Source organism: Pseudomonas brassicae (genome assembly GCF_010671725.1).
GTDB classification, from domain to species: Bacteria; Pseudomonadota; Gammaproteobacteria; order Pseudomonadales; family Pseudomonadaceae; genus Aquipseudomonas; species Aquipseudomonas brassicae.
The window spans coordinates 1-5,840 of the sequence record NZ_JAAHBU010000137.1 but is presented as its reverse complement, the minus strand read 5'-3'; the positions used below and the strand labels follow the sequence as shown (position 1 = coordinate 5,840).

At 65.1% G+C, this 5,840-nt stretch carries 1 protein-coding gene and 2 pseudogenes; 1 reads left to right on the top strand and 2 read right to left on the bottom strand.

The genetic code is table 11. The features are described 5' to 3' along the window. Nucleotides 1-41 precede the first annotated feature (41 nt). Nucleotides 42-178 (bottom strand): annotated as a pseudogene (locus G3436_RS27005) (NGG1p interacting factor NIF3); the annotation flags it as partial. A 40-nt stretch (nucleotides 179-218) separates the two neighbouring features. Beyond that, a pseudogene (purL, locus tag G3436_RS11185) lies at nucleotides 219-4,116 on the bottom strand (phosphoribosylformylglycinamidine synthase). A 236-nt stretch (nucleotides 4,117-4,352) separates the two neighbouring features. Here purL and mltF point away from each other — a divergent pair. After that, nucleotides 4,353-5,813 carry a membrane-bound lytic murein transglycosylase MltF gene (gene mltF / locus G3436_RS11180; protein ID WP_163944767.1) on the top strand — a complete coding sequence of 487 codons (1,461 nt, stop codon included), beginning with the start codon at nucleotides 4,353-4,355 and terminating at the stop codon, nucleotides 5,811-5,813. Nucleotides 5,814-5,840 lie beyond the last annotated feature (27 nt).

The window sequence follows — 5,840 nt, the reverse complement described above, 5'->3', positions numbered from 1 at the left end:
GTGGGGGGCTGGCTTGCCAGCGAAGAGGCCAGACCTGTCAATCAGAAGTCAGCCAGTTGCCAGACCTCGTACGCCGGGGTCTGGTAGGGGTGGCTCGCCTTCAGGGCCGCAACCACCGACCCCACCCGCGCATCCTCCCCCCCACCAGCTCGACCCGCCATTCCTCGACCTGCTCCACATGGCTGGGCGGCACGAAGAAGGCGAGTTTGAACACGCCCTCAGTTCACCCACGCCCGCGCGTTGCGGAACATGCGCATCCAGGCGGCATCTTCGTTCCAGTCATCCGGGCGCCACGAGTTCTGCACGGCGCGGAATACCCGCTCAGGGTGCGGCATCATGATGGTGACACGCCCGTCGCGGCTGGTAAGGCCGGTGATCCCGCGCGGCGAACCGTTCGGGTTGGCCGGGTAGCTCTCGGTGACCTTGCCATGGTTGTCGACGAAACGCAGCGCCACACAACCGGACAGGTCGGCTTCAAGCAGTGCTTCTTCGCTGGCGAACTCGGCATGGCCTTCGCCGTGGGCGATGGCGATCGGCATGCGCGAACCGGCCATGCCCTGCAGGAAGATCGAGTTCGACTCCTGCACCTGCACCATGGCCACCCGGGCCTCGAACTGCTCGGAACGGTTGCGCACGAAGTGCGGCCAGAACTCGCTGCCCGGGATCAGCTCGTGCAGGTTGGACATCATCTGGCAACCGTTGCACACGCCCAGGGTGAAGCTGTCGGCACGCTCGAAGAAGCCCTGGAAGGCATCCCGTGCGCGGCTGTTGAACAGCGCCGACTTGGCCCAGCCTTCACCGGCGCCCAGTACGTCGCCGTAGGAAAAGCCGCCGCACGCCACCAGGCCCTTGAACGCGTCGAGGTCGACGCGACCGGCGAGGATATCGCTCATGTGCACGTCGATGGCGTTGAAGCCGGCACGGTCGAACGCCGCGGCCATTTCCACCTGGCCGTTGACGCCCTGCTCGCGCAGTACCGCCACCTGTGGCCGCACGCCCTTCTTGATGTACGGCGCCGCGATGTTCTGGTTGACGTCGAACGCGAGCTTGACGCTCAGGCCCGGGTTGTCTTCTTCGAGCAGCGCGTCGAATTCCTGATCGGCGCAGTCGGCGTTGTCACGCAGGCGCTGGATCTGGTAGCTGGTCTCGGCCCACTGACGTTGCAGCAGGCGGCGGTCGCCCTTGAACAGCACTTCGCCGTTCAGGCTGATAGCCACGTCGGCGCTGTTGACCGGCTTGCCGATCACCGCCACGCAGTCTTCGCCAAGGCCGGCAGCGCTGAACTGCGCCAGCACGTCCGGGGTAGCGTCCTGGCGCACCTGGATCACTGCACCCAGCTCTTCGTTGAAGAGGATGGCTGCCACTTTCTCGCGCTTGCCGGTCAGGGTGTCGAGTTCAAGGTTCAGACCGCAGTGGCCGGCGAAGGCCATTTCCAGCGCAGTGGTCAGCAGGCCGCCGTCGGAACGGTCGTGGTAGGCCAGCAGGTGACCGTCGGCATTAAGGCCCTGGATCACCGCGAAGAAGGCCTTGAGGTCCTCGGCGTCGTCGACGTCCGGTGCCTGGCTGGCGAGCTTGCCGTGGGTCTGGGCCAGGATCGAGGCGCCCATGCGGTTCTGCCCGCGGCCCAGGTCGATCAGGATCAGGTCGGTCTCGCCCTTGTCCATGCGCAGTTGCGGGGTCAGGGTCTTGCGGATGTCGGTGACCGGGGCAAAACCGGTCACGATCAGCGACATTGGCGAGGTCACGGTTTTTTCGCGCCCTTCGTCTTCCCAGCGGGTCTTCATGGACATCGAGTCCTTGCCCACTGGAATGGTCAGGCCCAGCTCGGGGCACAGCTCCATGCCCACGGCCTTGACCGCGTCATACAGGCGCGCGTCTTCACCGGGGTGGCCGGCGGCCGACATCCAGTTGGCCGACAGCTTGATGTCGGACAGTTTCTCGATGCGCGAGGCGGCCATGTTGGTCAGGGTTTCGCCGATCGCCATGCGCCCGGACGCCTGGGCGTCGAGCAGGGCCAGCGGGGTACGCTCGCCCATGGCCATGGCTTCACCGCTGTACACGTCGAAGCTGGTGGCGGTGACGGCCACGTCAGCCACCGGTACCTGCCACGGGCCGACCATCTGGTCGCGGGCAACCAGGCCGGTGATGGTGCGGTCGCCGATGGTGATCAGGAAGCTCTTGCTGGCCACGGCCGGGTGACGCAGCACGCGCTCGACCGAGTCAGTGAGGTCCAGCGTGCTCGGGTCGAAATCATCGCCCAGCTCGGCTTCGCGGGTGACCGAACGGTGCATGCGCGGGGCCTTGCCCAGCAGCACTTCGAGCGGCATGTCCACCGGGCTGTTGCCGAAGTGGCTGTCGGTCACGGTCAGTTGCGGTTCGGCCGTGGCTTCGCCGACCACCGCGAACGGGCAGCGCTCGCGCTCGCAGATGGCGCTGAAACGCTCCAGGTCCTGGGCGTCGACCGCCAGCACGTAGCGTTCCTGCGACTCGTTGCTCCAGATTTCCAGCGGCGCCATGCCCGGTTCGTCGTTGGGCACGTTGCGCAATTCGAAGCGACCGCCACGCGCCGTCGTTGACCAGCTCCGGGAAGGCGTTGGACAGGCCACCCGCGCCTACGTCGTGAATGAAGGCGATCGGGTTGTGGTCGCCCAGCTGCCAGCAACGGTCGATGACCTCCTGGCAACGGCGCTCCATTTCCGGGTTCTCGCGCTGCACCGAGGCAAAGTCGAGGTCGGCCGAGCTGGAGCCGGTGGCCATCGAGGAGGCAGCGCCGCCGCCCAGGCCGATCAGCATGGCCGGGCCGCCGAGCACGATCAGCTTGGCGCCGACGGTGATCTCGCCCTTCTGCACATGGCCTTCACGGATGTTGCCCATGCCGCCGGCGAGCATGATCGGCTTGTGGTAGCCGCGTACTTCGTCGCCGTGCGGGGTGCTGATCGACTGTTCGAAGGTACGGAAGTAGCCGGTCAGTGCCGGGCGGCCGAATTCGTTGTTGAACGCGGCGCCGCCCAGCGGGCCTTCGATCATGATGTCGAGGGCGGTGACGATGCGCTCAGGCTTGCCGTACGGCTTCTCCCACGGCTGTTCGAAGCCCGGGATCTGCAGGTTGGACACGGTGAAACCGGTGAGGCCGGCCTTGGGCTTGGCGCCACGACCGGTGGCACCCTCGTCGCGGATCTCGCCGCCGGAACCGGTGGAGGCCCCCGGGAACGGCGCGATGGCGGTCGGGTGGTTGTGCGTCTCGACCTTCATCAGGATGTGCACCGGCTCCTGCACCGCGCCGTACTGGCGGGTTTCAGGGTTCGGGAAGAAGCGCCCGGCCACCGAACCGACGATCACCGAGGCGTTGTCCTTGTAAGCGGACAACACGCCTTCGCTGTGCATCTGGTAGGTGTTCTTGATCATGCCGAACAGGCTTTTTTCCTGGCTCTGGCCGTCGATATCCCAACTGGCGTTGAAGATCTTGTGGCGGCAGTGCTCGGAGTTGGCCTGGGCGAACATCATCAGTTCGATGTCATGCGGGTTGCGCTTGAGGCCCTGGAAGCTGCTGACCAGATAATCGATCTCGTCTTCGGCCAGCGCCAGGCCCAGTTCGACGTTGGCCTGCTCCAGCGCAGCGCGGCCACCACCGAGGATGTCGATGGCGGTCAGCGGCTTGGGCTGGGCATGGCTGAACAGGCCGGCGGCCTCTTCGAGCTTGCCCAGCACGATCTGGGTCATGCGGTCGTGCAGCAGTTCGGCAACCGCGGCCACATCGGCCTCGCTCAGCTCGCCGCTGACATAGAAGGCCGTGCCGCGCTCAAGGCGCTGGACGTTCTCCAGGCCGCAGTTGTGGGCGATGTCGCTGGCCTTGCTGGACCAGGGCGAGATGGTGCCGAAACGCGGCATGACCAGGAACAGGCGGCCGCTTGGCTCCTGCACCGGCACGCTCGGGCCGTACTTGAGCAGGCGCGCGAGCACATGCTGTTGGTCGGCGGTCAGATCGCCGTCGACCTCGGCGAAATGAGCGAATTCAGCGTACAAACCACTAACAGCGGGGACTTTCTGGCTCAGTTGCTCGAGTAATTTACCGTGGCGAAAGGCAGAAAGGGCAGGAGCGCCGCGCAGGATCAACATCGTCGGGACAGCCTCAGGAAGGGGGTGTGCTTAGAGGCCGTGCATTCTAGCCTAAACCGCCGCCGACAGCACCCGAAACCCAGCATCGACGACAGGCCGAATGTCGGCTGACCGGCCAGAGTGCTTCAGAACGTGACAAAAACCCGTGTCACTAGCGGTTTTTCGGGCTGTGCTAGCAGACAAGCCAGCCGTTGTCGAGATATGGCGCAGCAGGTCCTTTGCGTATACTGCACCCTATGTTCGCCCAGACTGCTTTGCGCCAGCGTTGCGCCAAATGGCTCCTCGCAACCGGACTCTTCCTGATGCTCGGTGCCTGTGTTGAAAAACCCAGCACCCTCGAGCGCATCAAGGAGGACGGCGTGCTGCGCGTGGTCACCCGCAACAGCCCCGCCACCTATTTCCAGGACCGCAACGGCGAAACCGGCTTCGAGTACGAGCTGGTCAAGCGTTTCGCCGACGATCTTGGGGTGACGCTGCAGATCGAGACCGCCGACAACCTCGACGACCTGTTCAACCAGCTCGGCCAGCCAAATGGCCCGGTGCTGGCGGCAGCGGGCCTGGTCAGCAGCGAGCAGCGCAAGCAGCAGGTCCGATTTTCGCATCCCTACCTCGAAGTCACCCCGCAGATCATCTACCGCAACGGCAAGTCGCGCCCCACCGACGCCGCCGACCTGGTCGGCAAGCGCATCCTGGTGCTCAAGGGCAGCAGCCATGCCGAGCAGTTGGCGGAGTTGAAAAAACAGTACCCGGCGCTGCAGTACGAGGAATCCGACCAGGTCGAGGTGGTCGACCTGCTGCGCATGGTCGACGAAGGCCAGATCGACCTGACCCTGGTCGACTCCAACGAAGTGGCGATGAACCAGGTGTACTTCCCCAACGTGCGGGTGGCCTTCGACCTGGGCGACGGGCGTGACCAGCGCTGGGCGGTGGCGGCCGGCGACGACAACAGCCTGCTCAACGAGATCAACGAATTCATCGACAAGGTGCACAAGAACGGCACCCTGCAGCGCCTCAAGGACCGTTACTACGGGCATGTCGACGTGCTCGGCTACGTAGGCGCCTACACCTTCGCCCAGCACCTGCAGCAGCGCCTGCCGCGCTACGAGAAGCACTTCAAGGTGTCGGCCAAGAAGGAGCAGGTCGACTGGCGCCTGCTGGCGGCCATCGGCTATCAGGAATCGATGTGGCAGGCCGAGGTCACCTCCAAGACCGGCGTGCGCGGGCTGATGATGCTGACCCAGCGCACGGCCCAGGCCATGGGCGTGTCCAACCGGCTCGACCCGCGCCAGAGCATCGAGGGCGGTGCCAAGTACTTCATGTACGTGAAGCAGGAACTGGATGATGAAATCAAGGAGCCAGACCGTACCTGGTTTGCCCTGGCGGCGTACAACGTAGGCGGCGGCCACCTGGACGATGCACGCAAGCTGGCCAAGCGCGAGGGGCTCAACCCGAACAAGTGGCTGGACGTGAAGAAGATGCTGCCACGGCTTTCGCAGAAGCAGTGGTACAGCAAGACCCGCTATGGCTATGCACGCGGCGGCGAGCCGGTGCATTTCGTGGCCAACATCCGGCGCTACTACGACATCCTCACCTGGGTGACCCAGCCGCAGTTGGAGGGCAGCCAGGTGGCCGAAGGCAATCTGCATGTGCCGGGGGTCAACAAGAGCAAGCCGGCCGAGGCTTCGCCGCCGCTCTAGACCGCAGCGTGCCCTTCGCTGGCAAGC